The organism is Arundinibacter roseus (genome assembly GCF_004348825.1).
Lineage (GTDB): Bacteria > Bacteroidota > Bacteroidia > Cytophagales > Spirosomataceae > Arundinibacter > Arundinibacter roseus.
On the sequence record NZ_SMJU01000008.1, the window covers coordinates 308,322 to 334,838 of the forward strand.

General features: G+C 46.5%; 21 protein-coding genes. 17 read left to right on the forward strand and 4 right to left on the reverse strand.

Features of this window, described 5'->3' with window-relative positions:
* Positions 1–153: 153 nt before the first annotated feature.
* Together EZE20_RS14710 and EZE20_RS14715 are read right to left on the reverse strand one after the other, a co-directional pair.
* Positions 154–1,260 carry a FecR family protein gene (locus tag EZE20_RS14710; protein ID WP_132118943.1) on the reverse strand — a complete coding sequence of 369 codons (1,107 nt, stop codon included), beginning with the start codon at positions 1,258–1,260 and terminating at the stop codon, positions 154–156.
* Positions 1,261–1,399: 139 nt separating this feature from the next.
* The gene (locus tag EZE20_RS14715) at positions 1,400–2,002 is read right to left on the reverse strand and encodes an RNA polymerase sigma factor (protein WP_165933485.1); all 603 of its coding nucleotides are present in this window, start codon (positions 2,000–2,002) and stop codon (positions 1,400–1,402) included.
* 701 nt (positions 2,003–2,703) lie between these two features.
* Here EZE20_RS14715 and EZE20_RS14720 point away from each other — a divergent pair.
* The 4 genes from EZE20_RS14720 to EZE20_RS14735 all read left to right on the forward strand — a co-directional run bounded on the left by EZE20_RS14720 (position 2,704) and on the right by EZE20_RS14735 (position 7,633).
* Positions 2,704–3,507, forward strand: a complete 804-nt coding sequence (locus EZE20_RS14720; RefSeq protein WP_132118947.1) for a sulfite exporter TauE/SafE family protein — start codon at positions 2,704–2,706, stop codon at positions 3,505–3,507.
* A 102-nt stretch (positions 3,508–3,609) separates the two neighbouring features.
* On the forward strand, positions 3,610–5,025 hold the full coding sequence (locus EZE20_RS14725) for an MBL fold metallo-hydrolase (RefSeq protein ID WP_132118948.1): 1,416 nt from the start codon (positions 3,610–3,612) through the stop codon (positions 5,023–5,025).
* Between the two features lie 224 nt (positions 5,026–5,249).
* A complete protein-coding gene (locus EZE20_RS14730) occupies positions 5,250–5,897 on the forward strand; it encodes a peroxiredoxin (protein WP_132118950.1) in 648 nt (215 codons plus the stop codon).
* A gap of 314 nt (positions 5,898–6,211) precedes the next feature.
* Complete coding sequence (locus EZE20_RS14735) at positions 6,212–7,633, forward strand: MBL fold metallo-hydrolase (RefSeq protein WP_132118952.1); 1,422 nt, start codon at positions 6,212–6,214, stop codon at positions 7,631–7,633.
* 206 nt (positions 7,634–7,839) lie between these two features.
* On the opposite strand, the gene EZE20_RS14740 is transcribed toward EZE20_RS14735, so the two are convergent.
* On the reverse strand, positions 7,840–8,418 hold the full coding sequence (locus EZE20_RS14740; RefSeq protein WP_132118954.1) for a DUF4136 domain-containing protein: 579 nt from the start codon (positions 8,416–8,418) through the stop codon (positions 7,840–7,842).
* Between the two features lie 292 nt (positions 8,419–8,710).
* On the opposite strand from EZE20_RS14740, the gene EZE20_RS14745 reads away from it, so the two are divergent.
* From EZE20_RS14745 to EZE20_RS14805, 13 genes are all read left to right on the forward strand, one after another.
* Positions 8,711–9,874 carry a pyridoxal phosphate-dependent aminotransferase gene (locus EZE20_RS14745; RefSeq protein ID WP_132118956.1) on the forward strand — a complete coding sequence of 388 codons (1,164 nt, stop codon included), beginning with the start codon at positions 8,711–8,713 and terminating at the stop codon, positions 9,872–9,874.
* 11 nt (positions 9,875–9,885) lie between these two features.
* Positions 9,886–10,218, forward strand: coding sequence for a nucleotidyltransferase family protein (locus tag EZE20_RS14750; RefSeq protein ID WP_132118958.1), 333 nt, complete (start codon positions 9,886–9,888; stop codon positions 10,216–10,218).
* 67 nt (positions 10,219–10,285) lie between these two features.
* Positions 10,286–11,143 (forward strand): prephenate dehydrogenase, encoded by an 858-nt coding sequence (locus tag EZE20_RS14755; protein WP_132118960.1) that lies wholly within the window; start codon positions 10,286–10,288, stop codon positions 11,141–11,143.
* 92 nt (positions 11,144–11,235) lie between these two features.
* On the forward strand, positions 11,236–11,805 hold the full coding sequence (locus EZE20_RS14760; RefSeq protein WP_132118962.1) for a Uma2 family endonuclease: 570 nt from the start codon (positions 11,236–11,238) through the stop codon (positions 11,803–11,805).
* A gap of 16 nt (positions 11,806–11,821) precedes the next feature.
* The gene (locus EZE20_RS14765) at positions 11,822–12,490 is read left to right on the forward strand and encodes a DUF3431 domain-containing protein (protein ID WP_132118964.1); all 669 of its coding nucleotides are present in this window, start codon (positions 11,822–11,824) and stop codon (positions 12,488–12,490) included.
* A 267-nt stretch (positions 12,491–12,757) separates the two neighbouring features.
* The gene (locus EZE20_RS14770; RefSeq protein WP_132118966.1) at positions 12,758–16,066 is read left to right on the forward strand and encodes a SusC/RagA family TonB-linked outer membrane protein; all 3,309 of its coding nucleotides are present in this window, start codon (positions 12,758–12,760) and stop codon (positions 16,064–16,066) included.
* A gap of 25 nt (positions 16,067–16,091) precedes the next feature.
* Positions 16,092–17,675, forward strand: a complete 1,584-nt coding sequence (locus tag EZE20_RS14775; protein ID WP_132118968.1) for a SusD/RagB family nutrient-binding outer membrane lipoprotein — start codon at positions 16,092–16,094, stop codon at positions 17,673–17,675.
* A 235-nt stretch (positions 17,676–17,910) separates the two neighbouring features.
* Positions 17,911–19,209 (forward strand): TolC family protein, encoded by a 1,299-nt coding sequence (locus EZE20_RS14780; protein WP_132118970.1) that lies wholly within the window; start codon positions 17,911–17,913, stop codon positions 19,207–19,209.
* A gap of 52 nt (positions 19,210–19,261) precedes the next feature.
* Positions 19,262–20,356, forward strand: a complete 1,095-nt coding sequence (locus EZE20_RS14785; RefSeq protein ID WP_132118972.1) for an efflux RND transporter periplasmic adaptor subunit — start codon at positions 19,262–19,264, stop codon at positions 20,354–20,356.
* Positions 20,357–20,803: 447 nt separating this feature from the next.
* Positions 20,804–22,054 (forward strand): ABC transporter permease, encoded by a 1,251-nt coding sequence (locus EZE20_RS14790; RefSeq protein WP_132118974.1) that lies wholly within the window; start codon positions 20,804–20,806, stop codon positions 22,052–22,054.
* Positions 22,055–22,108: 54 nt separating this feature from the next.
* Positions 22,109–22,831 (forward strand): ABC transporter ATP-binding protein, encoded by a 723-nt coding sequence (locus tag EZE20_RS14795; RefSeq protein WP_132118976.1) that lies wholly within the window; start codon positions 22,109–22,111, stop codon positions 22,829–22,831.
* Positions 22,812–23,840 (forward strand): sensor histidine kinase, encoded by a 1,029-nt coding sequence (locus tag EZE20_RS14800; RefSeq protein ID WP_132118978.1) that lies wholly within the window; start codon positions 22,812–22,814, stop codon positions 23,838–23,840. Before EZE20_RS14795 ends, EZE20_RS14800 begins: the two co-directional genes overlap by 20 nt.
* 205 nt (positions 23,841–24,045) lie before the next feature.
* Entirely contained in the window at positions 24,046–24,792 is a 747-nt protein-coding gene (locus EZE20_RS14805; protein WP_132118980.1) for a class I SAM-dependent methyltransferase, read from the forward strand.
* A 47-nt stretch (positions 24,793–24,839) separates the two neighbouring features.
* On the opposite strand, the gene EZE20_RS14810 is transcribed toward EZE20_RS14805, so the two are convergent.
* Positions 24,840–26,225 carry an MATE family efflux transporter gene (locus EZE20_RS14810; RefSeq protein WP_132118982.1) on the reverse strand — a complete coding sequence of 462 codons (1,386 nt, stop codon included), beginning with the start codon at positions 26,223–26,225 and terminating at the stop codon, positions 24,840–24,842.
* Positions 26,226–26,517 lie beyond the last annotated feature (292 nt).

Below are 26,517 nucleotides of genomic sequence, written 5' to 3' on the forward strand. Positions count from 1 at the left end.
GTTGTCAGAACTCGCTGAGGGGAGGTTTTGAAATCAGTCATGTTGGCGCATGGCTGATTTCGTTTTTTTAAAAGGAGTGGATATCTAGGCAGGCATTTTGGGTTTAGGATTAGTCATAGGCTCATGGGTTTGGTTGGCAAAATATCTGTATGTTCAGGGACAGCCGCGACTGTTCACAACAAGTTGCCCATCGACCTCCGCAAATGTGGCGTCTATGGTTCGAGTGATGAGATCCATTTTTTCGAGAAGGGGCTCATCGGTAAAGCTTGCCGTCAAAAAACAATTTTTCATTAAATCTTTATCGTACAAAATTTCGATTCCATACGCTTGTTGCAGCCGCTCAAAAACCAGCGCAATGGGCAAGCCTTTAAAGTTCATTAGTCCCTGCAGGTTGGCTTCGGGTAGAGGCTGAGGGGTTTCTGAAAGCCCTCGTAAAAACTGATTTTCTTTGATCCGATAGACTACCTGTTGATTGGGTTTCAGGATAATTTCACGCGGATATTTCTTGCCTTCCTCTGATCCTGCGCCCTGTCTACTCACGGATACCTGCCCGGTTTTGACTTCTACTTCAATCTCTCCGCCATCGGCACTCTGTTTCACACGAAAACGGGTACCCAACACCCTCGTAATCAAGTCTCCTGAATACACCAAAAAGGGTTTTTCAGGATTTTTTTGCACCTCAAACTCCGCCTCCCCTTCCAGGAACACCTCCCGATTAGTACCAGAAAATAGTGCTTGAAAACTAATCCGACTGCCGGCCCTGAGTATCACCCGGCTACTATCCGAAAACAACAGCGTAGTATCGGTGGTGGTGGTATTGACAATCTCCGTGAGCAAGCCCTCAAAGGCTTCGGTATGTGCCATGTAATCGGCGTGCGTGGGTTTGAGTTGCCCGTTTTTCCAGGTCAGAAATGCACCGGCCGACAGCAACAGCAGTAAAACCACTGCTGCTAATTTGTACAGGTTATTACTAAATGAAACCAATCTATGGGAGGAATCCTGCGTCATTTGGGACTCAGATAACTGGGCCGCAATTTGTCGAACCTCATATCGGGCATCTGCTTCACTGATCTGATCAAACGTTTCAAAAACCGCTTCCAGCAACAGGGTAGCTTTGTCGATATCCGATTGCTTTTCGGGATGCAACGAAACCCATTCATTCCAGAAGTGCGTATCTTCTTCCAGACCTTTCAGCTTCCAATTGCGGAAAGAAGGATCGGCAGCGAGCTCTTCGGGACGATAGATTATATAATTGTACATAGAAAAAATTGGACTTGCATTTGTTTTATCCAAGGATGCATAACCGGTGCAGGCATACCCTTTTTTAGAAATATTTTTTTGAGAAATATTCCAAATCAGAACCAATCAATTGATTATAAGATATTTACTGATTTAAATTTTACCAGTAAAAAAGAAAGGCAAGGACATAATGAAGCTGATCAAATCCAGAACGCAGGCTGAGAAGTGCTTTATGAAGAAGATTTGCTACCGATTGCCGGTTGAGTTCCATAACCCCGGCAATTTGCTCGTGGGTAAGCCCTTCGTAATATTTAAGAAAAACTATTTCTTTTTGACGCTTGGGAAGGCTGGCAAGCGCTCGCTTAATCTTTTGTTTCTTTTCAGAATCAATTTCCTGAAAAATCAATAAATTCTCAATCGTCGACTCGTCGGTGGGCTCGTGTGCCGTTTCTTCAATAGTTACTGAAGAAGTAGGATTTTCCCGAAAAGAAAGGAAGAGATTATTTCGCAAGGCACGAAGTAAATAGATCGTAAAATATTGAATTTCAATACGTTCTCTCTTTTCCCAAAGATGAATAAACAACTCCTGAAGCACATCTTTCAGAAGCTCATGATTGGTTGTAAGCGTGGCTCCATAATTAAAAAGTACCTGATAATGCGCCTCCACGAGCTGACAAAACGCATGTTTGTCGCCAACAACGGAACGCTGCCAAAGCTTCACAAAATGAGCATTCTTTTCAGGATGAATGTACTTTTTATTCAAAATATAGGTCGGTTAATGAGCCTTAGAGCCGAGCCTCGGACGAGTTTGGGTTCGTATCCTTAAAAGTAAGTTCGATGAAGATATACCCAACTTCACTAGCTGTGAAAGAAAAAGGCAGGATTTAACCTTCACTTCTGCTCTTGTACGCGGCATGCATTGACTTCTGTATATTCGGTATTTTACTGCCGTAAAGGCAGCAGCAGTAGCACCATAAGAAACGGTTGAGAGTATTTAGCTACATAATTCCTTGAACCTGTTGCTTTCTGCACGGAAATATTCTGACGGGAGTGGTAGCACCTCCTCTTTGGGCTTTGGCTCATCATAGCCTCAAAAAGGCAACCTTTCATACAATTTAAGCTAAGCCCCACACCAATAAACCCACTACCTTTTCCTTTCCTAAAAAAGCTTCATAGATTTAACGCTCGATCTTCGAAGCTGTGATACACATCCTACGAGTAAGGCAATGTCAAAATAAGGCCCATTACCAAAGAAAATTCACTTATTCCATACAAAAACGTACAAATAAGAAGATTATAATCTGCTTATTTTCACATCCTCTGTGACCTGCATCCCCCCACCCGGAAGCAGTAAAAAGTCAGTACCTTACGACCACTTTGTAACATATATCACGGAATCGCCCGTGATGGCCCGCTACTTTTGTTGCATCATTCAGAAAACGTTTACCTATTTTCGTACTACTTATGAGCACAACAGAAATACTGGGCTTTTCGGGCTCCATTTTTATCGGCATCAGTTTAGGCCTTATCGGGGGCGGCGGCAGCATTCTGACCCTGCCCGTGCTGGTTTATCTGCTCGGAATCAATCCGGTTTTGTCTACGGCTTACTCCCTTTTTGTGGTGGGTTCTACCTCACTTGTAGGTTCTTTCAGCTACATGCGCAAGGATTTGGTCAACTATCGGGCGGCGGCCGTGTTCGCAGTGCCTTCGTTCATCACGGTTTTCCTGACGCGCAAATTTCTGGTACCGGCTATTCCCGAGTCGCTCTTCACGGTTGCCGGTTTTGAAGTTACCAAAGACATCGGCGTCATGATTTTCTTCGCTTTGGTGATGTTGGCCGCGTCATATTCCATGATCAAAAGCAAAAAAGGTGCTACCGATGGAGAATCAGGCGAGTTACAATTCAACTATCCACTCATTGCCCTGGAAGGTGCCGCCGTCGGAATTCTGACCGGAATTGTGGGCGCCGGTGGTGGTTTTCTCATCATTCCGGCCCTGGTGCTGCTGGCGCGACTACCTATGAAAATGGCCGTAGGAACTTCCCTGCTGATTATCGCGGTCAAATCTCTGATTGGTTTTCTGGGCGACGTCTCCAACCTAACGGTCGATTGGCCTTTCCTGCTGGAATTTACGGCACTTTCTATCGTTGGTATTTTTGTGGGAGCGTATCTTTCCAAATTTATTGCCGGAGAAAAACTTAAAGTAGCCTTTGGCTGGTTTGTACTGGCAATGGGCGTGTACATCATCTCCCGGGAAATTTTATTTTAATTCAGGAAAAAATACACTCTGTAATAAAAGTCACGGACTGCCGGGCCGACACCAACTATCTTTGTTTCATTCCATTACAAATCTAAAAAACCGTACGATACCATGTTCTTTCAACACGTTTATGACAAAAGCCTGGCTCAGGCAAGTTACTTTATCGGATGCCAAAAAGCAGGCGTAGCCATTGTGATCGATCCGAAACGCGACGTAGATACGTACCTCGAAATTGCCAAGCAAAATAATATGCGGATCACACACGTGACCGAAACCCATATTCATGCCGATTTTCTGTCGGGCTCCCGCGAGTTGGCGGCCCTCACCGGCGCTACGATGTACCTGTCTGATGAAGGCGGCGAAGGCTGGGAATACGAATTTGACCATGTAGGTCTGAAAAATGGCCATATCATTGAGGTAGGGAATCTTACGCTCGAAGTGATTCATACCCCCGGCCACACCCCCGAAAGCATTAGCTTTTTGCTGACCGACAAACCCGCAAGCAAAGAGCCGGTTATGCTCTTTACCGGAGATTTTGTATTCGTCGGTGATATTGGTCGCCCCGATTTGCTCGAAAAAGCCGCCGGCATGAAAGGCACACAGGACGCCGGAGCAGCCGAAATGTACAAGTCTGTGCAGAAGTTTGCCGGTCTTCCCGACTTTTTGCAGGTTTGGCCGGGCCACGGAGCGGGTTCTGCCTGTGGCAAAGCGCTGGGCGCGGTGCCTAGCTCAACGGTTGGTTACGAAAAAATCCGGAATTGGGCGTTTCAGTACGACGACGATCAGGAAGGTTTTGTGAAATATCTTTTGGCCGATCAGCCCGAACCGCCAAAGTATTTTGCTATGATGAAAAAACTCAACAAGGTAGACCGCCCGTTGCTGACCGAAGTACCTAACCAAAAGAAACTCACTGCCGAAGAAGTTACCGAAGCAATGGCCCGGGGAATCAAGCTGATTGACACCCGCAACAAAGCCGAGTTTGCCGCCGGGTTCATTCCAGGAAGCATGAATATTCAGGGAAATAACTCATTCTCTACCTGGATGGGCTGGTTTTTGACCTACGAAGAACCTTTTATGCTCGTGGCCGACGACGCTACGATTGAAGATCTTACCCGCAAGTTGATGCGCATTGGTTTGGATCAGGTGATGGGTTACATTTCTGATGTAAACATGCCCGGTCTGACGCTTCAAAAAAGCGAGGTAATTGGTCTGGATGAATTCAAGACCTACCTAAATCAGGACGATGTGCAGGTGGTTGACCTGCGCGGCGCGGCCGAGTATAACAGCGGCCACGTAGCCGGAGCCGACAATGTGTTCATTGGTACGCTTCCGCAAAATCTTGACAAAATCAGCCGGGACAAAACCGTCGTAATTCACTGTCAGGGTGGCGACCGCGCTGCAATTGGGTATTCTATTTTGGTGAAAAATGGCTTTACCAAGTTGAAGAATTACTCAGCGGGCATCAACGAGTGGGTCAATCAGGGAAACCCCGTAGAAACGCAACTCGTGGAAGCCGCTGCGTGCTAAATTCCAATTGTTTTTTTCTGACATCACACTTCACTTCAACAATACTTGCACGGAGAGCTTTCTTCGTGCATTTTTTTGTGTCGCCTTGACTCGTTTATTCAGGGTTATTCAGTAATAAAATTCTAACCATTTCAGGGGTTATTTTTTTCAGCGTGACAAGTATCACAGTACGCTCGTGAGGCTGAATGTAGTTTTACATCAGATAAAAAAAATATAAAACTATCATGACCGAACAAACATATAACATGCCGCGCATCGGCGATCAGGCGCCTGATTTTGAGACCACTACAACCACAGGCAAGCTAAAATTTTCTGAATTCAACAAAGATAGCTGGGTTATTTTCTTTTCGCACCCCGCCGATTTCACACCCGTCTGTACCACCGAAATGAGTGGCTTTGCGGTGGAGCAGGAATCCTTTTTTGAAGCCAACAACTGTAAACTTCTGGGGCTAAGCATCGATAGCATTCACTCGCATATTGCGTGGGTCGACAACGTGCGGCGCAACACAGGCGTATATTTCAAATTCCCGATTATTGCCGACATCGACATGAGCGTGTCTAAACTGTGGGGCATGCTGCAACCCGGCGAAAGTGAAACAGCTGCCGTTCGGGCGGTATTTTTTGTAGATCCTACGGGCAGAATCCGCCTGATTATGTACTATCCGCTAAGTGTAGGCCGCAACATGGACGAGATCAAGCGCGTACTGTTGGCCCTGCAAACCGTGGACGAACATAAAATTGCGCTCCCCCTCAACTGGCAGCCCGGCGAAAAGGTGATTGTGCCACCACCAAAAACCCTGGATGCCTTGGACGAACGGCTTGCAAGCGATTACGAAATGGTCGATTTTTATCTGGCAAAAAAAAGTATATAATCAGTTACAGAGGCTTCACACAGAAGCCTCTTTTTTTGCTTTAAGAAACCAAATCATGCATCTTCTGTCCCAGGCTTCCGGATACAGTTGGTGGCGACCTATACCATTTTTGTGTTCTGGACTTTCCGTGGAAAAGTCAAACTTGATGACAGCAGGTATTTATAAAGGGTCAAAAACTGACGACAATCAGCCTTTCTGTGTGCCATTTGTTACACTAGTCAAAATCCGGAAGAAGTAAATTTGTACTATCAAATTAATCATAAGAAAAACACTAACCTTTTCTTACTTTAACCATCATTAACTTCCTGTATATCATGAAAGTAGAACAAATTTACACCGGATGTCTGGCAGAAGCCGCTTACTACATTGAGTCAGAAGGCGAAGCCGCAATAATTGACCCTCTGCGTGATACCAAACCTTATGTAGAGCGTGCGCAAAAAGATGGAGCAACCATAAAATATGTTTTTGAAACGCACTTCCACGCTGATTTTGTATCTGGTCATATAGATCTGGCGAAGCAAACAGGCGCCAAAATTGTGTTTGGCCCGCTTGGCAAACCCGCCTATGAAGCCTACACGGCAACGGATGGTGAAGAGTTTATGTTGGGAAAAATAAAAATCAAAGCTATTCACACACCCGGTCATACGATGGAGTCGACCTGTTTTCTGTTGATTGACGAAACAGGAAAATCGACCGCTATTTTTACCGGCGACACGCTGTTTATTGGCGATGTAGGCCGCCCCGATCTGGCTCAGCACGTAATCAGCGATATGACCGAGCAAAAACTCGCCGGGCATCTTTTTGATTCTCTGCGCGAAAAAATTATTCCCCTGGCCGACGATCTGATCGTGTATCCCGGTCACGGTGCGGGAAGTGCCTGTGGCAAAAAAATGTCGAAGGAAACCACCGATACGCTCGGCAATCAGAAAAAATTCAATTACGCCCTGAATCTGTCGTTGACCAAAGAGCAGTTTATTACCGAAATCCTGACCGGCTTGGTACCTCCACCGGCCTATTTTCCACAAAACGTGCTCATGAATATCAAAGGCTACGAAAGTCTGGAAGACGTGATGCAACGGGGCAGTCAGGCTTTATCGCCCGAGGCTTTTGAAGCAGCCGCCAATGAAACCGAAGCGGTGATACTCGACGTACGTGATGCACAGACGTTTGCCAAAGGATTTATCCCAAATGCCATCAACATTGGTCTTGACGGACAGTTCGCTTCCTGGGTTGGGACGCTGATCCCCGATGTAAAGCAGCCGATTTTGCTTGTAACAGAGGCCGGCAGCGAAGAAGAAACGATCACTCGTCTGGCACGTGTAGGGTATGACAACTGCGTCGGCTATCTCAGCGGCGGCATAAAAACCTGGAAAGAAAGTGGCAAAGAAATGGACTCGGTACTGTCATTGTCGGCAGCGGAATTTGCCGAGCTATTCAGTACTAATCCTGAACTTCATGTGCTGGATGTTCGCAAGAAAAGCGAGTATGTGTCGGAGCATGTGGTAGGCGTAGAAAACATGCCGCTTGACTTCCTGAACGACCACATGGCACTGGTCAAAAAAGACAAAATAAACTACCTGCACTGTGCCGGAGGATACCGGTCGATGATCGCCATATCGATTTTGAAAGCCCGTGGTTTTGAAAATCTGGTAGATATTGCGGGAGGTTTTGCCGCTATCAAAGCGGACGGAACATTATCCCTGACCGACTACGTGTGCCCAAGCACATTGCTGTAACATAAGACCATTGCTAATAAATAAAGGGTGAGAAGTGAGCAAACATCCGTGGGAGTAACAAAGGAATACTTTTCCTGAGTTACATATCCCACGGCTGTTTTTTTTAAATCCACTCTGAGCCCTGAAAGGGCGCAGTCCAAAAGCAATGGGTGCAGCCCATTGAAAAGAGTGCAGCCCATCCAAAAGGGTTGAAAATGAAACCCAAATTACCGTTCACCGATTTCGTTGGAATACGTATCGGCCGTGGCCTGCGGGAACGTACGCAGAATATCCCCGATAACCCCCTTAATCATCGCATCCCGATCTTCACGTTTCGACGGAGCTTTTAAACGGCCCGAAGCCCACCCCTGCCAAATCAGACTATTCGTTCCGTTTTGATAAATATTCACAATCAAACGGCCTTCCTGGTAATTGTAGGTAGAAATATTGTTATTCTGCGGACCATACCACCACCAATAGGGCGACATAGCGCCGTTGGAACGCACCTGCTGACGGTCCTTCACATCGGTCAGATAACGCACCACAAGTTCAGGATTATTTTCTACCTGACGATACCCTTTCTGTTCCATTACCTCAGCAACTGCACCCAAAATCCGACGGCTATTGAGCTCACTTCCAATAATAGGGTCGTTGGTCATCTCTTTTTCCATCTCCACCCGAAAGGTCTTAAACTGTTTCAGGTTGACGCTGCGGTCATAATCATTTTGAACTTGAAACGCCTGTGAACAGGAGAAGAAAATCACGCCTGACACTAGAATTAACACACTTTTTATTACGTATTTCATAGCTTTTTTTCAAATAGTTAGTAAAACAACTTACATCATACTAACGCAAAAAATCATTCCAAAGATGTATTTTTCTTTCAAAAAACAGATACGCATGTAGCTGTGCAGCTACTCACAAATAGCATCGCTGAATACCTGGGATCAGGTTAAAAAAGATACTTTAAAAAGCATTGGGGCAGTGAACCCGTCCGAAAACTTAAAATATATTAACTTGCAGCTTTTTAAGTAAAAAGGCTGGTTAATTACCAGGCTTCTAACTTTTTTCTTTCACAGGAACCCCCAAATCTTCGTAATGATTGTAGAACCCGCGCAGCGAACCCGCCAAACTTCGGAATACTACTTTTCCGTGAAGCTGGCCGAAGTGCGAGCACTCCTGGCTCAGGGCCATGACGTGATTAACCTGGGCATCGGCAATCCCGACATGATGCCTTCTGCCCCTACCCTGAATGCCCTGCAAAGCAGCGCACAACAGCCTCAGGCCCACGGCTATCAATCCTATATTGGAACGCCTGCTTTTCGTCAGGGCATTGCGGATTACTACCAAAAAACCTACAACGTTACGCTTGATCCCGCCAAAGAAATTTTACCACTTATTGGTTCCAAAGAAGGCATCACGCATATTTCGCTCACCTTTCTTGATCCGGGCGACGAAGTGCTTGTACCCGAACTTGGCTACCCGGCCTACCGGGCCGTAAGTCAGATGGTCGGCGGGGTAGTGAAAGAATATCCGCTGCTCGAAACTCAGGGCTGGCAACCCGATTGGGAAGCCCTTGCCGGGCTGGTAACACCCCGCACCAAATTGCTGTGGCTCAACTACCCGCATATGCCCACGGGCGCACCCGCTACCGTAGAATTGTTTGAACAAGCCGTCGCTTTTGCTCTTAAGCACCGTGTACTTCTTTGCCACGATAACCCATACAGCCTCGTGCTGAATAAAAAACCGCCGATCAGTATTCTTTCTGTATCAGGTGCCAAAGACGTGGCAATTGAGCTCAATTCTATGAGCAAATCGCACAACATGGCGGGCTGGCGGCTGGGATGGATGGCCGCGGCACAACCCTACGTGGAGGCCGTTTTGAAAATAAAAAGCAACGTTGACTCCGGCATGTTTCTGGGCTTACAGGAGGCTGCCGTAGCTGCATTACAAAACAATGAACAATGGCACGCAGAACGGAATGCCGTATACGAAGGTCGTTTGGAAGCTGCCGAAACGCTGCTGAAAACGCTTGGCTGTACGTGGGATTCTACGCAGGAAGGGATGTTTTTATGGGGAAAATTGCCTGAATCAACTCAATCAGCAGAAGAGCTGGTAAATACGCTGCTTGTGCAACAACACGTATTTATTGCGCCCGGATTTATTTTCGGCCCCAAAGGACAACGGTATGTACGGGTGTCGCTCTGCACGCCAAAAGAGCGGATTTGGGAGGCAGTAGAAAGGATTAGAAGTAAATCGTAACTGAGCTAAGTATGTTTCTGGAAAAATTTATCCGTTCAAATCGGAAGGCCTTCGAAAGCATTTGTGAGGCTCATCGCGTAGACACCATCTATGCCTTCGGCTCGTCTATTACAAATCGCTTTAATCAGGAATATAGCGATATAGACTTATTGGTTTCACTTTTGGAGGAAGACCCCGCCAAAAAGGAAGCAGCGATGGAAAGTTTATGGAATGATCTGGAAGCTTTTTTTGGTCGTAAAATAGATCTTCTGACGAAGGAATCCATCCGCAATCCCTTTTATAAAGAAGTCATAAGCCGAACCAGAAAACTTATTTATGATCGCGAGGGCGAAATTATGGCCTGAGTCCAGGCTGCCTGTATTTTTAGACCTGAAACCGGTCATTATTTTCAATATTTAGCCTATTAAAAATATGATAATCAGCATCATAGGTGTTGGATTACTGGGGGGATCTTTTGCGTTGGCCCTCCGCGAAAAATACCCGCATTTGCAGTTTATTGGTGTAGATCAATCCGCTGTAAATTTAAAAATTGCCCTCGCCAAAGGTATAGTGGACGAGGTGATGCCCCTGGAAGAAGCCCTGCAAAAGGCAGAACTCAACGTGTTGGCTACGCCCGTGGATAGTATTCAGACGCTGCTCCCGGTATTGCTCAATCAAATTCCGGCGGGGCGCACGCTCATGGATCTTGGCTCTACCAAAGAGAGTATCTGTGCCATAGCCGACAACCACCCCAATCGCGCGCAGTATGTGGCAGTGCACCCGATGGCAGGTACCGAAAACTCCGGCCCCGGTGCCGCTTTTCAGGAATTGCTTCCCGGCAAAAACGTCATCATTTGCGATAGCAAAAAAAGTCATCCCGACTCGTTAGCGCTCGTGGAAGCTTTTTTACGGGATATTGGCATGAAAATCCACTACATGACTCCCGCCGAACACGATCTGCATCTGGCCTATGTCTCTCACCTGAGCCACATTAGCTCGTTTGCACTGGGCCTGACGGTGCTCGTGAAGGAGAAAGATGAGAAAGCTATATTTGATATGGCAAGTACCGGATTTTCGTCTACCGTGCGATTGGCCAAAAGCTCTCCAAACATGTGGGCACCTATTTTTGACCAAAATAAACAAAACGTTTCCCGTGCGCTGGGCGACTACATTGAGCTTCTCAAACGTTTCAAGCAGGCGATTGATACGCAGGATTTGGAACAAAGCCTGAGCCTGATGACGGAAGCCAACGATATTGGCCGGATTTTGGCTGGTATTGAAAAAAAATAGAGACTGGCCCGGCACGCACCGATCCGGCAAACGGAACATCAATAGATTTCAGTGTTTTTCGTTATCTTGGTAAAGACTTTCAGGAAAATCGTATGGAAAATGTATTCAAAATAAAAACCGTAGAAGGATTAACCGACGAACTGTTTTTCGACCTGTGCCAGGCTAATTCGGAACTGCGCATGGAGCGCGATCAACACGGAACCATTATTGTTATGTCACCCACAGGAGCAAATACAGGAAATTATAATTTAGGAATCAGCGCTAAAATCTGGTTATGGAACGAGGAGTCGCAGCTTGGCTATACGTTTGATTCTTCCGCGGGCTTTACCCTTCCCAACAGTGCAGTGCGCTCACCTGACTTGTCGTGGGTGGCAAAAGAACGCTGGGAAAGAATTTCAGAAACTGAGCGCGATAAATTCGCCCCGCTTTGCCCGGATTTTGTGGTAGAAGTTCGCTCAAAAACAGATCGTTTGCCCGAACTGAAAGCCAAAATGGAAGAATACCGTGCCAACGGATGCCGGCTTGGCTGGCTCATCGACCGTCAGGAAAAAGCCGTCCATATTTACCGTACCGAAGGCGCCCCTGAAATCCGGAAAGGCGAGCCTGCCGAACTTTCCGGAGAGGATGTTCTGCCAGGGCTTGTGATGAAAATTGTCTACTAGACGTGTAGCATTTAGTATGTCTGAGCCCTCCTTTGCGCTCGTCGTGGCGCACTACCACGAAAATCTCAACTGGCTTCGGCGTGTTCCTGCTGTTTATCAAAAATTCATTTATTCCAAAGCCGAAACTCCTCCGCTTAGCTCGCATATTCAGCTACCAAATATAGGCCGCGAAGCTCACACGTATTTGCAGCATCTCGTTGCACAGTACCACAATTTATCTGACTATACAGTTTTCTGTCAGGGAAAACCGTTCGATCATGCCTACGATTTTCACGCAACCCTGCGTCAACTTATTGACGCAGAGGCCGATAAAAAGCCGTTTCAATGGTTAGGACATATTATTGATACCGATACGCCCGATGGTGATTTGTACAAACAATGGTCAAAAAATGAGACGGGCGAAGGCCTTGATCTGGAACGGTTCCATCAACAACTTTTTAATGCGGCTGGTCCCGATTCTTATCCTTTTGTGCTGGGTGCGCAGTTTGTGGTAAGTCGGGAGCAGGTTCACCAGCGCCCGCAGTCATTCTATCAAAAAGCTCTGGAAGCAGCTTCTACTTTTCCTCTTGCCGCCCATTGCTTCGAACGTACCTGGGACCTTGTTTTTGAAACCACCGGTATTGACCGCAACTGGCTGGCCGGGCGTGAAACAGTGTATCTCAAAACGATAAAACGACTGATCTGAAAAATTTGCAGTAGTCTATAAATTGCATACAGGTTTATTCTGTTTCTGCCGGCTACTTTTAGTACGCCTACTCCTGGTATTTGCCTTATCTTCACATCTTTCTACCGATTATCCTCCCTCAAAGTTGACGGTGTGTACAACCATAATAATTTTTTATATTAATTAAATATTAAGAATAGGGTATACTTTTTAAAATAAATACTTGTTATCTTTGATTTAATAATTTTTTTTAAAAACACCCTTTTTAATCTTAAACATGCAAAAAGTATGAGAAAAAATTACGTATGGCTGCTGTTGCTACTTATTTGCAGTACAGCAAGGGCCCAATCAATCACCGGACGGGTAACCTCAGCAGTGACAAATGAGGGATTACCAGGCGTTTCGATCCTGATCAAAGGAAGTACTACCGGCACAAGCACCGACGCAGAAGGGAATTTTCGGATCAATGCCGGAACGAGCAGCACGCTTGTACTCTCATCTATTGGTTATAAGGGCGTTGAGGTTCCTGTAAATTCCAGAAGCGTGATCGACATTGCCATGGAAGAAGATGCTTCACTCCTGAACGAGGTCGTTGTAACGGCCCTTGGCGTAGCCCGCGATCAAAAGGCACTAGGATATGCTACGACTACCGTAAAAGCAGTTGACATTACGAAGGTAGGTGCTACCAACGTAGTGAACGCCCTGTATGGTCGCGCGCCCGGTGTTCGTATTGCCGCTACACCCGGTGGCGCTACGAGTCCGATTAATATTCAGGTGCGTGGTGTAAACTCTATTACGGGCCGTAACCAACCCCTGATTATTCTGGATGGTGTGCCTATTCGTAGTGAGGAAGTTTCCAATAATGACTATTGGAGCAATCAACGGATGCGGGGCAATGGTCTAAACGACATCAACCCGGAGGATATTGAAAGCATGTCGGTTTTGAAAGGTGCTTCGGCTGCCGCTCTTTATGGTTCGGAAGCGGTAAACGGCGTTCTACTTATTACTACAAAATCTGGATCAAAAGGAAAGAAGGGCTTTTCACTGGATTTCAATACAAACTATACCGTTGACAGAATCGCCTATTTGCCTCGCTTTCAAACTGTGAGAGGTGCCGGTGCACCCACGCACGTATGGAATGGCGGACAAAATGCCGATGGATTTATATTCTACGACACAAACGGAGACGGAGTAGGCGAAACGCGCGGTCTGCCAAATACTACCATTAACTTTGGAGCTAAGTTTGACGGACAGCCCATCATGGCATGGGACGGTGTGATGCGTCCCTATGAAGCGCAGGAAGATCGTTACGGAGCGCTGTTTCAGGATGCACATAGTTCACAGGTGAACCTGGCAATTGCCCAGTCGACCGAAAAAGGAAATGTTCGTTTCTCGTTGACCCGGCAGGATAATGGTGCGCTATCACTCAATGCAAAAAATGCCCGGAACATTGCCAACCTGAATTCTTCGTATAATTTCTCGAAGCGCTGGAAAACCGATTTGATCGTAAATTACGTCAATCAAACCACCAATAACCGCCCGTATTCTATTGATCGTATGATCAATAACTTTACGGGTATGATGGGAGCATTTGATAATGGCGCATGGTATAAAGACCGCTACCAAACAAGCCGGGGCTATCGATTCGTAACCGGTAACGGCCAAAGCCTAACTCCCGAAGAGAATCTCGTTCGGAATGGCGTAAGAGGCGATATTCTGGATTATATGTGGCGTGTAAACAAGCACCAATCCAGCGAAATCAGCAATCGTGTCATTGGTAACCTGACCAATCATTTGCAGATCACCGACGACCTCCGCCTGCGTGCCCGTATCTCTACTGACTTTACTTCGGCTCGCCTTGAAGAACGTCAGGCTACCGAGGTCCCACTGGCTTTTAGGCCTTCAGGTGGCTTTTCAGCACAGAATGAACTGAGTACTATTTTGTATGGAGATCTGCTATTGACCTACTCCAAAAAACTCACCAACGATCTGAATATGCAGGTGATGGCAGGCTACACTGCCAATAAGGATATGTATTCATTGACAGGCCTAAGTACAAGAGATGGCCTGAGCACAGAAAACATGTTTGACCTATCAGCTTCGTTCAATCAGCCCAATGCCACGCTTAGAAGAAGAGAACGCGTAATTGATGCGATGCTGGGAACGGTAAACTTCGATTATAAAAACGTTTGGTTTGTCGAAGGTACCATTCGTCGTGACAGAACTTCAACGATGAACCCCAACAATAACGCCTTCACCTACCCTTCTGTAAACAGCAGCTTTATTCTTTCGCAGGCGTTTGATATGCCTCGCTTTGTCTCGTATAGCAAGATTAGAGGTTCATGGGGAATAGTAGGTAACTATCCGGATATTTATAGAGCCAACATCGCCTACAACCAAAATACACTGGGCGTGCAGACGCAGGGCGGACAGCCGGTTATATTCACCAATATTTCGAGCAGCTTCGGCAACGACGGTATTCGCCCGGAAATGAAATACGGGATGGAGTTTGGTTTTGAAAACCGTCTGTTCAACGACCGCGTAGGCTTTGAAGTAACCTACTACAACGATCAAATCAGAGATCAGATTTTGCCCCTTACATTGCCACAATCCAGTGGTGCCACCGAAGTATTAACCAATATCGGAACGCTTCGTAATCAAGGCGTTGAACTATTGCTGAGAGGTAGCATTGTGAAGTCCAACGATTTGAACTGGGATGTGTCTTTCAACTATGCCTGGAATAAGAACGTAGTAGAAAAACTTGCCAACAACGCCACAGAACTACAACATAACAACTACGATGGCGGTGCTGCCATATTGAAGTCAGTGGTGGGCCGTCCGATGGGCGACTTGTACACCCCCCCAATTGAGAAGCATCCCAACGGACAGCCAATTGTACAGCCCAATGGCTTGTATAAGCTCGATCCCAATAACTTTGAGTTCGCCGGAAATGCCATGCCAAAAGGAGTAGGCGGGATTACCAATACCATTTCCTATAAAAACTTTACCCTGGACATGCTTGTAGACTACCGCGTTGGCGGAAGCGTTATGCCAACCGGTATCAACTGGATGACAAGCCGTGGTCTTACAGAGGAAAGTACAAAGTACATGGATAAAGAAAGCGGTGGCTTGTCGTACTATGTGGCTAACGGAAAAGGGATTCAAACTACGGCCGCTCAGGGCCCCAACGGCGAGACAGTTTTCCATGACGGGATGCTTACCGAAGGAGTTCTTGCCAATGGCGAGCCCAATACAAATGTTATTTCACAGGCCTACTACTACTGGAATACCTACAACTGGGGAGGTCCACAATACAGCTCTTCGCGGTATAGCCTATACATTGACGATGCCACGTACGTAAAAATGCGCGAATTGTCACTTGCCTACGCAGTTCCGAGCCGCATTGCAAACAAGCTGGGTGCTTCACGCATGAGTTTATCGGTCTATGGCCGTAACTTGTTCTTCATCTATCGTACTATCAAGGACATGGATCCGGAAGTGCTGACAGCTGGCTCGCGCTGGTCACAAACGATCAACAATGCCGGAACAAACCCTGCCACCCGTTCGGTTGGTTTTATGCTACGTGCAAGCTTCTAATTGTTAAAATTAATCAAGAAAAGAGATGAAGAATAAACTAACACTTATAGCTCTGGCACTTTTGCTGACCACCGCAGGCTGCCAGGAATCCGATTTTGAAAAGGCCTATACCGATCCGTCGAAAATTGCCCAAACGTCCGTTGAAAAGCAGTTTACCGGATTTATGCACGCCAACCGCGAGTATGTCATTCCAAGTTATTGGCATTATTTTGTGGTGCTACGCCCAACCATCAACCGCTTTACACAATCCGTAGGTTGGGTTACTACTGAAAATCAGTACGTACCGGGTGGATCCCTGACTGGCGACCGCTGGGCTAACTATTACAACTTTCTAGCGCAGTATCGCGAGTTAGAGAAGGTATTTAATAGTCAGACAGAAGCCACCAAAACGGACTACCGTATCTATACCATCGCTTCTACGGTTTACCTCTACGATCATACGCAGAAAGTAGTAGACCTGCACGGCGACATTCCGTTTAGTGAAGCTGGCATGCTGAGCACCAATGGCGGTGACTACACCAAATCGTATCCTAAGTATGACAAGGCTGAGGACATCTACACAAAAATGTTGAATGATCTGAAAAGCTATGCGGATGAAATGAGTACGATCAACGTAAAGGCGGCCGTTTTGGCGGGCTTTCGTACGCAGGATCTGGTCAATAAAGGTGATTTGATGCTATGGCGCAAATACATTAACTCCCTGCGTGTACGAATGTTGACGCGTGTGAGCGGTAGCAGTGCTTTCTCAGCACGGGCCAAATCTGAAATAGCCGAAATTCTGGCCAATCCAGGCAAGTACCCGCTCGTGACTACAAATGCAGACAATATTCAGATTTCTATCTTTAACGTAAGCACGGATATTAATTCCAGCGGTTTCAGAACAGGTCTCGAAGACTGGAATGGAAATGTAGCTGGTAAGGCTATGATTGACCACATGAAAACCAACGCTGATCCTCGCCTGCGGGTACTGTTTGAGCCGGGGCTCAATGCAAACGGCGCTTATTCGGGTCTTGATCCATTGGCCACTGCGGCAGTACAGGATGCAACTATCGCCGCCCAAACCGTAAGTTTGTATAATCGCTCTACGTTGAGCCGCAACAGATTTTTCCCCGGAATGTTGATCAACTCGGCAGAAGTACATTTGATGCTTGCAGAATATCAACTGACCAACGGAAATGATGCCGTAGCCAAAACGCATTACGAAACAGCGATCAAACATTCTACCGAGTTCTACTACAACGTGCGTTCAATCAGCGACGACAATACCGTAGCAGCACCCGCCGCAGCCACTGCTGCCGAAATCGAAAGCTACCTGGCTGCTGCTGACATCAGCTGGGACACAGCAACCACTCCGGCACAAAAGCTGCATCGTATTGCTTCGCAGCGTTGGTTGCACTTTAATGTCGTACAACCTTACGAAAACTGGGCGGATATGCGACGTTTGAAGAATATGAATTTAACGTTCTGGGAAGACCAATCAAACAATCAAAAACTGCCCCCGGCGCGGTTCTTGTATCCTAACTCGGAGGTTACGTTTAATTTGCAAAACTACGAGGCCGTTCGTGCCAACGATCAGCTTGCCAAAAAGCTATTCTGGGACGTTAAGTAGTACATAAATAATTGATACATACTCACGCCTTAGTGAAAGAGCCTCCTGCTATCAGGAGGCTCTTTTATTATCAGCCATCAGATTCATAGATTTTTCAGGAAGAAAATTGATGGCACGCTTTTAATAATTCTTCTGGTCGGTTTCGGGACGGATTCCTTCCGTTTCGTACAGGATCATTTGAAAAAAGATCCGATTGTACGGACATTTGACCTCCTAATCAAGGTTAAATGTTCCAATGAAAAAAATTCTCTTCTATACGCTTTTCTTTTCGGGTATATCCGTTCAGGCACAAACCCCACTGAAAAATGTGACGGAGGCTATCGAACTGGCTCGTCAGCACAACCCCGATTTGAAGGCCACTCGCCAAACGGCTCAGTGGCAGGCAGCCGGGGTGGAGGTAGCCCGGGCCGGACGTATGCCTACGCTCAAAGCGACCTCGGCCCTCGAATACAACTATGCACTTCCGGTACAGCTCGTGCCCGCTGAGTTTTTGGGCGGACAGCCCGGCGAATTCCGGAAATTGCAATTTGGCGTTCCGTTCAATCTTTCGGCAGGTCTTGAAGCCAACTACGCCTTGTACAATCCTACGCTTAAACAGGATATTCTACTGGCCGACCTCAATAGACAAACTGCTGATATTCAGTTGGCTGCTCAACAAAACTCGCTCGAAACACAGGTAGTAAAAGCCTACTACCTCACAGCACTCAGTCAGGAAGCAATAGAACTGACACTCAAAAATCTGGTAAGCACCGACTCCCTCCTCATCCTGACCCGGCAACGTCTCGAAGCCGGAACGATTGAAGAACTGGATTTGAACCGAACCACACATACCCGCCTCACACTCGCCGATCAGCTGGAACAAAACCGCCTGGCCTACGCCAATAATCTCCGGCAACTGCAACTTCTGGTTGGTCAGGAAGTGACGCTTGATGAAGCTATTGCAGAAAAACAATTGCCGGTGGTAGCCGAAAATCTTTCGGGGGATGTAGAAAATTACCCGCAACTGCGCCTGAAAGCCAGTCAGCAGGCCTTTTATCAGGCCTCAATCGACCGCGAAAAAGCAACGCGTCTGCCTCAGCTTTCGCTGTATGGACGTTACACGGCGCAGGCGCAGCGCCAAACCTTCAACTTCCTGGATTTTGATCAGCCGTGGTTTAGTATTGGTGTGGTGGGCATCCGATTGGATGTACCCATTTTTAATGGCGGACAACGGTTGAAGACTATTGATCGGGCAAAAATCAGAGCCGATATTGCGGATACAGAATTCGTGGCTGAAAAGAACCGTCAGCTGGCGCAGGACGCCGAGTGGACTGCCTCCTATGCACACGCTCAAAAATCGCTGGCCGTGAACAAACAAAGTATGACGCTTGCCCAACGGAATCTTGAACTGGCACAACTCAAATACAGCGCCGGGCTATATACCTACGATCAGTACATTACGCTGTTTAATGAGTCGTTACAAATCCAAAACCGCTACCTGAAAGCACTGGCCGACAGCCTGATCTATGGCGGACTACTCCAAACACGACCCTGATTTTCAGGGCTTTTGTATCCTATTTTCTTTTTATTTGTTAAAATTCAATTCAATGAAAACCAATACTTTATACCTGGCAACCCTCATTTTCTCTGTCTCTTGTTCGTCAGAAAACGAAGGCACTTCGCCCACTTACATGGAACTGACGGAGGCCGTGTATGCTTCCGGCAACGTGTATCCCCGCAACGAATACAAGCTTTTTGCACAGGGCGACGGCGTGCTGATCCGGCAATTGGTAACCGAAGGCGAAACTGTGGCCAAAGGTCAGCTGTTGTTTGAGCTCGAAAGCAACGTGCCCGATGCCCGCTCGCAGGCCGCTACCAACATTTACCGGCAGTCGGAGGCGAATCTCGCCGCCAGCTCCCCCGTGCTGAAAGAACTCGAAGTGCAGTTGCGCAACGCCCGCACCCGACAGGAAAACGACTCTGTTAATTTTTTCAGAATTAAAGGGTTATATGAGAAAAATGCCGCTTCCAAAGCCGACTTTGAGCGCACTGAACTCGCCTACCGCAGTAGCCGCAACGACGTAGCCGCCCGGCAACAAGCGCTGATACGCACCAAAAATCAGCTGTATGTGGAGCTGCAAAATGCACGCAGCCAATACGCTTCGTCCACGGATGATGCCAAAAATTACCGTCTGCGCAGCTACGAAGAAGGCAAAATTTATGAGATTTATAAGCAGCCCGGCGAGCTCGTACGGCGCGCCGAAGCCGTTGCGCTCGTGGGAAGTCCCACCAAAGCATATGTGCAGATGGCAGTGGATGAAAGCGATTTTACTAAAATGAAATTAGGACAAAAAGTGATGATTAAAGTTGATGCATTTGACCAGAAAATGTACGAAGCGGTGGTTAGTAAAATATACCCAAAACTCAATAAACTCGACCAAACGTTTCGGGTCGATGCCGACTTTACCGGCGATGCGCCCGATGGATATTATGGCCTGACAGTAGAAGCAAACGTACTTATTTCCCAAAATCCAAAAGCCTTGACAATTCCGAAAACATATCTCTACGGAGCAGATAGTGTGTGGGTAAAAGAAGAAAATGGAGAAAAGAAAAAAATTAAAATACAAAAAGGCGCCGAAAATCTGGATTTAGTAGAAGTTAAAGGCGGATTGACTGATAAATCAATCATTTTTAAACCCTAAATTCCGTAGATCAAGCTCCGTGGGCTGTGTCTCACCATAGCCGTCATGTTAACGGCCTCGGACCGGGCCGTCAGTGCGGAAGCGGAATATTTGTAGTATCTCATAATCAGTTAGTTAACAAGATTCGGAGAAGCGTAATGTTTGCAGCTAGTTCAAACTCGGACGCTATTGCCAAAGTGTAATATTGCTCTTCTCCGAAGCTGTTTTATCAGAAAAATAAAAAATACAAACAAACTAATTACCAGCTCCGTGGGCTGTGTCTCACAGCCCTGAAAACCAATGCCGCTTTTCATCATCACCAAAATGTCATCAATATGCATTTCCAAAAATAAAAATATCCCGAAAAGCACAACAAAAAGGGGCTATGAGACACAGCCCAAGGTGAACCAAAAATATTTTCATCAGAAGAACAAAAAACACAAACCAACTAATTGCCAGTTGCTACTTATGAAATTAAAAATAGCTTTTGATATTGCAAAAACGCATTTGCTAACCAAAAAGAAACAAACACTCGTGGCGATGATGGGCGTTACCTTCGGCATTGCGATGTTTATTGTCATGATTAGTTTTATGCAGGGTGTCAATCAGTTTTTGGAAGATTCGGCACTTGATGCGTCGCCGCACGTTCGGATTTATAAACAAATTACTTCGGATCGTCCAAGCCTGATTCAGCAGCAAAATCCGGATGGTTTTAACGTGATTTACCACCAAAAACCGCGACAGGAATTAGCCAAAATTAAAAATGGTTTGGTCATTGCACGACATATTGAGCAGCAGCCCGAAGTACTGGGAGTTTCGCCGCAGGTAAGCACGCAGGTATTTTTCAACACCGGTTCCGTACCAATTCCGGCTACATTGGCAGGCGTGGATGTGCAGCGCGAAGAAAAATTGTATCGCCTCAGTCAGCGCATGAAAGCGGGAAAAATCGAAGACCTGATGGCAAATGCCAATGGCGTGATTTTAGGTCGACTTTTGGCCCGAAAGCTAAACCTGGGCGTAGGTGACAAAGTAAACGTAACTTCCTCGACGGGAGGGACTTCTTTGCTTCGGGTAGTAGGCATTTTTAGCTTCGGCATCCAAACCGTCGACGATGCGCGTGGCTATGTAAATACACCAAAAGTGCAGGAATTAATCCAAAAAGACGCCAACTACATCACCGATTTACACATCAAAATGAAGGACCCGCTGAAAGCAATTGCCTTTGGAAAAGAACTTGCCCGGCAGTACGACTACCGCGTGGAAGATTGGGCAATGGCTAACGCAGCGATTTTGGCCGGAGAGCAAATCCGAAACGTAATGACCTTCGTGGTTTCGTTTACGTTGCTGGTCGTGGCGGGTTTTGGTATTTATAATATTATGAATATGAATGTCATGAATAAAATTAAGGACATCGCCATTTTGAAAGCCACGGGTTTTGATGGGCAGGATGTTGTAGCAGTCTTCATGATTCAATCGGTAATTATTGGATTAATGGGTGCTTTGCTGGGAGTTATTATTGGTTTCTCGCTGAGTTATTTATTATCAATTACACCTTTTGCAGCCGGAGATTTTCTTTCTATTGATACATTTCCCGTCAAATTTGATCCAAAATTCTATTTATTAGGTGTTATTTTCGGAGTTATTACTACGTTACTGGCGGGTTATTTCCCTTCCAGAAAAGCAGCAAAAATTGATCCCGTTGCTATTTTAAGAGGGTAACTTTTGGAACTAAAAAATGTATCTATTTTTGATTCCTTTAAATCTAAAATAAAAATGAAAAATATTCCCTATTCCGAACGGGCTACGATATTAAAAGCGACGAATGTAAACAAGTTTTTTTTAGATCCTGTAAAATTTCAGGTACTAAAAGATATTTCATTTGAAGTAAAAAAAGGAGAATTTCTGTCAATTGTAGGTAAATCCGGCTGCGGAAAATCTACTTTGCTTTATATTCTTTCCACGATGGATACCGCCTACGATGGCTTACTGGAAATGAATGGCAAAAGTCTTACCGGATTGACGCAAAATCAACTCGCCGCCTTCCGCAACGAGCATCTTGGATTTGTCTTTCAGTTTCACTTTTTATTGCCGGAATTTACGGCCCTGCAAAACGTCATGCTGCCCGGCTTGAAACTGGGGAAATTCTCGTCTAAGGAAATTGAAGAACGCGCCTATCAGAAACTAAAACTGGTGGATATGCACGAGCACGCTCTCAAACCGTCGTCCAAACTTTCGGGTGGACAACAGCAGCGGGTGGCGATTGCACGGGCGCTGATCAACGACCCCACGATTGTGATGGGCGATGAACCTACGGGTAATCTCGACAAGGCAAATTCGGATATGGTGTACTCTATTTTTCGGGATATTTCACACAACAACGGTCAAACGATCATCACCGTCACTCACGACCCTGACTTTGCCGAAGGAGGCGACCGGATCATCGAAATGTCGGACGGCCACATCATTTCTCACGGACATGAAAAAACGGTTCAATAAATACGTCGAACTGGCGATTTTGGGGTTTGCAGCTTTGGGGTTTGCCGGGCGTTTCTGGGCGCTGCCCGAGCTGACGCTCACGCAGCACATAACGTTCTTTTTTTTACAATTGCTTATCCTGAATCTGATCTGGACGGCCTATTATCTGCTGAATGATCAGTTGAATATTTATCTGCCGTTTGAAAAAAAGCTATCGCTCCGCATTGCTGTACAATTGATTCTGGGCTGGGTGCTTGTGGAAGGTCTCATAATACCGCTCGGCATGTACGGAGTCGAGCGTTTTCTGCCGCTGCGTCAAACTCAGTTCGACAAACTGCACCTTGTATTCATTGGCCTTACCGCCTTTTTTGGCAGCTCGGTCATGAACCTGGGATTTATTGCCAACCATTTTTTTACCCAATGGCGACAGAATGCGGTTCGGGCCGTAAATCTTGAAAAAGAAAAAACTCAGGTACAATTTGAAAATCTGAAAAATCAGCTCAATCCGCACTTTTTATTCAATAGTCTGGCGTCCCTCGATAGTCTGATTCACGAAAACCCCGCACTTGCCCGGCAATTTTTGCAGCAGTTGTCCAAGGTCTATCGTTATGTGCTCAAAAGTCAGGAAAAAGGTCTGGTGAGCCTTGAAACAGAAGTTGATTTTGTGAAAAATTATATTTCACTACTATCCACCCGGTTTTCTGACTCACTTGTAGTTTCTATCAAGCTGGATCCTGATTCGCTGGACACTCAAATTGTGCCGATGACGATTCAGATTTTACTTGAAAATGCCATCAAGCACAATCAGATTAACGCCCAAAATCCACTATTCATTACCATTAGCAGCACCACCAACTGGCTTTCAGTTATTAACACTATTCAGCGCAAAGCTCAGGTAGAAACCTCCAATGGTCAAGGGCTGAGTAACCTGTCTTCTTTGTATAATTTTCTGGAAAAAAGACCGCTGGAAATTACCGAAACCGGCGGAATGTTTGAGGTGAAAGTTCCGCTTATTAAAGAAAATGCATGAGGATTTCTAAAACAATGTGTATCCCTTTCGCTGGAATGCAACAGCCCAAATTTAAAAATCTAACAAATCTACTAGCACCAATCTCCTGCTTTTCTATCTATCAAGAAACGTCAAACTCGCTTTCGCTCGACAATTTTCCATTCAGTCCGTAAGAAATTGGTTACCTTCGCAGGTAAATTTTAACTCATAAAAACATCGTTGCGTAGTGGCCTGGTATCATACATTTTTTGAAGGATTGCCTCAAATTGCCTGGAAGCAAAATCAGGAAGAGGATCAAACCGAATGGGAAGTCGATTTTTTGCAGGATGTGCTCGAAATCTCTCCCGGCGAGCAGGTACTTGACGTCATGGCGGGCTACGGACGCCACGCACTTCCCCTGGCGCGGAGGGGGTTTGTGATGACTGGTGTGGATATTTCGGCGGAATATTGTGAAGAATTTGAGCAGGTTGCACAGGTTGAAATCTTACCGGTAACGGTTGTTCAGAGTGATTTTCTGGCAATTGATTTGCCACACACACCTTTTGATGCTGCCTATTGCCTGGGCAACAGTTTCAGCTTTTTTCCGCGGGAAATTATGATTGACTTTCTGCAAAAAATTTCAGAGCATATCAAGCCCGGCGGTCGTTTTGTAGCCCACACCCAGCTATTGGCGGAAAGTATTCTTCCTAATTTTCAGGAACGCAGCTGGATGCCTGTCGGACAGGACATTTTGTACCTTACGAGCAATCAGTACGATGCTATGAAGGGCGTGATTTTGTCCGAACTTACGTATGTAAAAGGCCGTGAGCAGATGACCCGACAGGTAGAGCAGTATGTCTATTCGTTGTCGGAAGTACACGCACTATTTCAACAGGCCGGGCTGCATCTGACCGAAGTCTTTGGCAGCCTCGATGGCGAGCCCTTTGCCCTGGGCGACGAGCAGGCATATCTCTTGGCTACAAAGACAAGTTAAAAAGCGATACGTCAACCTCCCGTGGAGAATGACGTATCGGATTCACACTACACCTGCGTAAGTTTCCAGCGCCCGCGCCGAAAGACCAGAATCCCCATAATGGCCAGTATTGACTCGCCAATAGGCACAGCGGCAAACACACCAATGGGGCCCCAGTTCAGCAGCAGCGCAAGAATGTATGCGACCGGAATTTCGATCAGCCAAAAGCAAATGATGTTCAGGTAAATAGGCGTTCGGGTGTCGCCTGCGCCGTTGATTGCCTGGATGATGACCATGCCGTAGGCATAAAAGCCGTAGCCCAGGCACAGTACGCGCAGGGCCGTTACGCCCGTTTGCACCACCGCCGCGCTGGTATTGAACAAGCTGATAATCGGCTCGGCCGCCAGAAAAAACAGAACGGCCAGCGATAACAAAAACCACATGTTATAGTAGGCTGTACGCCAAACGGACGTTTCGGCCCGGTCGGGATGCCCCGCTCCCAGGTTTTGCCCCACGAGGGTTGCCGCTGCATTGGCCATGCCCCAGGCGGGCAGCAACGTAAAAATTATCACGCGAATGGCAATGGTGTAGCCCGCCACTACATCTGTTCCGAATTCTGCCAGCATACGAGCCAGGAAAATCCAGCTGGCCGAAGAAATCAGAAATTGACTTGTGCCACCGGCTGCCAGGCTGAGGATACTTTTGATGAGCTGGAAATCAGGCACAAAATCAGCCCATTCGATGGACACGCCATTCCGGGAATTATATAGAAAATAGAGCTGATACCCAACCCCAATGACCCGCCCGATGGTAGTAGCAACGGCTGCGCCTGTAACACCCATTTCGGGAAAAAAGGCAATTCCGAAAATAAATAACGGGTCCAGAATCATATTTAGTCCGTTGGCAACCCAAAGTGAGCGCATCGCTGCCGACGCCGCCCCGGCGCCGCGCAGCGCCCCGCTCAACGAATAGAGCAACACGATGGCCGGGCTACTTAAAAAAGTAATACGGGCATACATCGTACCCGATTCAATTACCTGACTATCAGCGCCCATGAGTTGCAAAATATCGCCTGCATAGACGAATCCAAATCCCGCCATAACGACCGAAATCACGAGCGAAATGAGGATAATCTGACCAATTGCCCGTCCGGCCTGATCGGCATTGCCCTCTCCTACCCGGCGGGCAACAAGGGCCGTAGCCGCCGTGCTGAGCCCAATGGCGATGGAGTAAATTAAGGTTATGACCGACTCGGTGAGGCCCACCGTGGCGACGGCATCAATACTTACTTTTGATACAAAAAAAACGTCGACCACCGCAAAGAGTGATTCCATGATCATTTCCAGAATCATGGGAACAGAAAGCAGGAAAATGGCGCGATTGATGCTGCCACTCGTGTAACTTTGTTCGGAGCCATCCAAAGCCAGCCGAAACAGGGTAATCCACTTTTTCATGGATAAAAAGAGAAAGTTTGGGTTATTTTCCTGATAAATAGATTCGTTCCCAAATCCGCAAAGGTGGTACTTATATTTTTATCGAAAAAAACCGCAGTTATAAAAAACTAATTGGAAAGAGATTGTACTCAGAAACGAGCACAAAAGAAAACATCGGAAAGCCGAAAAGTAAACGGCGGGCGGGTTGTACTAAACCCTAACGGGGAGCTTCATAGGCGTATGAATTTTCACAAAGCTACATAAAAGACAAAATAGCCCGCAAGTAGTGGAATAGAATTAATAGAAAGTTAAT

What these genes read in the sequence shown, in the direction of transcription:
- EZE20_RS14710 (WP_132118943.1), bottom strand. Translation starts at nt 1,260, where the DNA reads ATGTACAATTATATAATCTATCGTCCCGAAGAGCTCGCTGCCGATCCT.
- EZE20_RS14720 (WP_132118947.1), top strand. Translation starts at nt 2,704, where the DNA reads ATGAGCACAACAGAAATACTGGGCTTTTCGGGCTCCATTTTTATCGGC.
- EZE20_RS14725 (WP_132118948.1), top strand. Translation starts at nt 3,610, where the DNA reads ATGTTCTTTCAACACGTTTATGACAAAAGCCTGGCTCAGGCAAGTTAC.
- EZE20_RS14730 (WP_132118950.1), top strand. Translation starts at nt 5,250, where the DNA reads ATGACCGAACAAACATATAACATGCCGCGCATCGGCGATCAGGCGCCT.
- EZE20_RS14735 (WP_132118952.1), top strand. Translation starts at nt 6,212, where the DNA reads ATGAAAGTAGAACAAATTTACACCGGATGTCTGGCAGAAGCCGCTTAC.
- EZE20_RS14740 (WP_132118954.1), bottom strand. Translation starts at nt 8,418, where the DNA reads ATGAAATACGTAATAAAAAGTGTGTTAATTCTAGTGTCAGGCGTGATT.
- EZE20_RS14745 (WP_132118956.1), top strand. Translation starts at nt 8,711, where the DNA reads ATGATTGTAGAACCCGCGCAGCGAACCCGCCAAACTTCGGAATACTAC.
- EZE20_RS14750 (WP_132118958.1), top strand. Translation starts at nt 9,886, where the DNA reads ATGTTTCTGGAAAAATTTATCCGTTCAAATCGGAAGGCCTTCGAAAGC.
- EZE20_RS14755 (WP_132118960.1), top strand. Translation starts at nt 10,286, where the DNA reads ATGATAATCAGCATCATAGGTGTTGGATTACTGGGGGGATCTTTTGCG.
- EZE20_RS14760 (WP_132118962.1), top strand. Translation starts at nt 11,236, where the DNA reads ATGGAAAATGTATTCAAAATAAAAACCGTAGAAGGATTAACCGACGAA.
- EZE20_RS14765 (WP_132118964.1), top strand. Translation starts at nt 11,822, where the DNA reads ATGTCTGAGCCCTCCTTTGCGCTCGTCGTGGCGCACTACCACGAAAAT.
- EZE20_RS14770 (WP_132118966.1), top strand. Translation starts at nt 12,758, where the DNA reads ATGAGAAAAAATTACGTATGGCTGCTGTTGCTACTTATTTGCAGTACA.
- EZE20_RS14775 (WP_132118968.1), top strand. Translation starts at nt 16,092, where the DNA reads ATGAAGAATAAACTAACACTTATAGCTCTGGCACTTTTGCTGACCACC.
- EZE20_RS14780 (WP_132118970.1), top strand. Translation starts at nt 17,911, where the DNA reads ATGAAAAAAATTCTCTTCTATACGCTTTTCTTTTCGGGTATATCCGTT.
- EZE20_RS14785 (WP_132118972.1), top strand. Translation starts at nt 19,262, where the DNA reads ATGAAAACCAATACTTTATACCTGGCAACCCTCATTTTCTCTGTCTCT.
- EZE20_RS14790 (WP_132118974.1), top strand. Translation starts at nt 20,804, where the DNA reads ATGAAATTAAAAATAGCTTTTGATATTGCAAAAACGCATTTGCTAACC.
- EZE20_RS14795 (WP_132118976.1), top strand. Translation starts at nt 22,109, where the DNA reads ATGAAAAATATTCCCTATTCCGAACGGGCTACGATATTAAAAGCGACG.
- EZE20_RS14800 (WP_132118978.1), top strand. Translation starts at nt 22,812, where the DNA reads ATGAAAAAACGGTTCAATAAATACGTCGAACTGGCGATTTTGGGGTTT.
- EZE20_RS14810 (WP_132118982.1), bottom strand. Translation starts at nt 26,225, where the DNA reads ATGAAAAAGTGGATTACCCTGTTTCGGCTGGCTTTGGATGGCTCCGAA.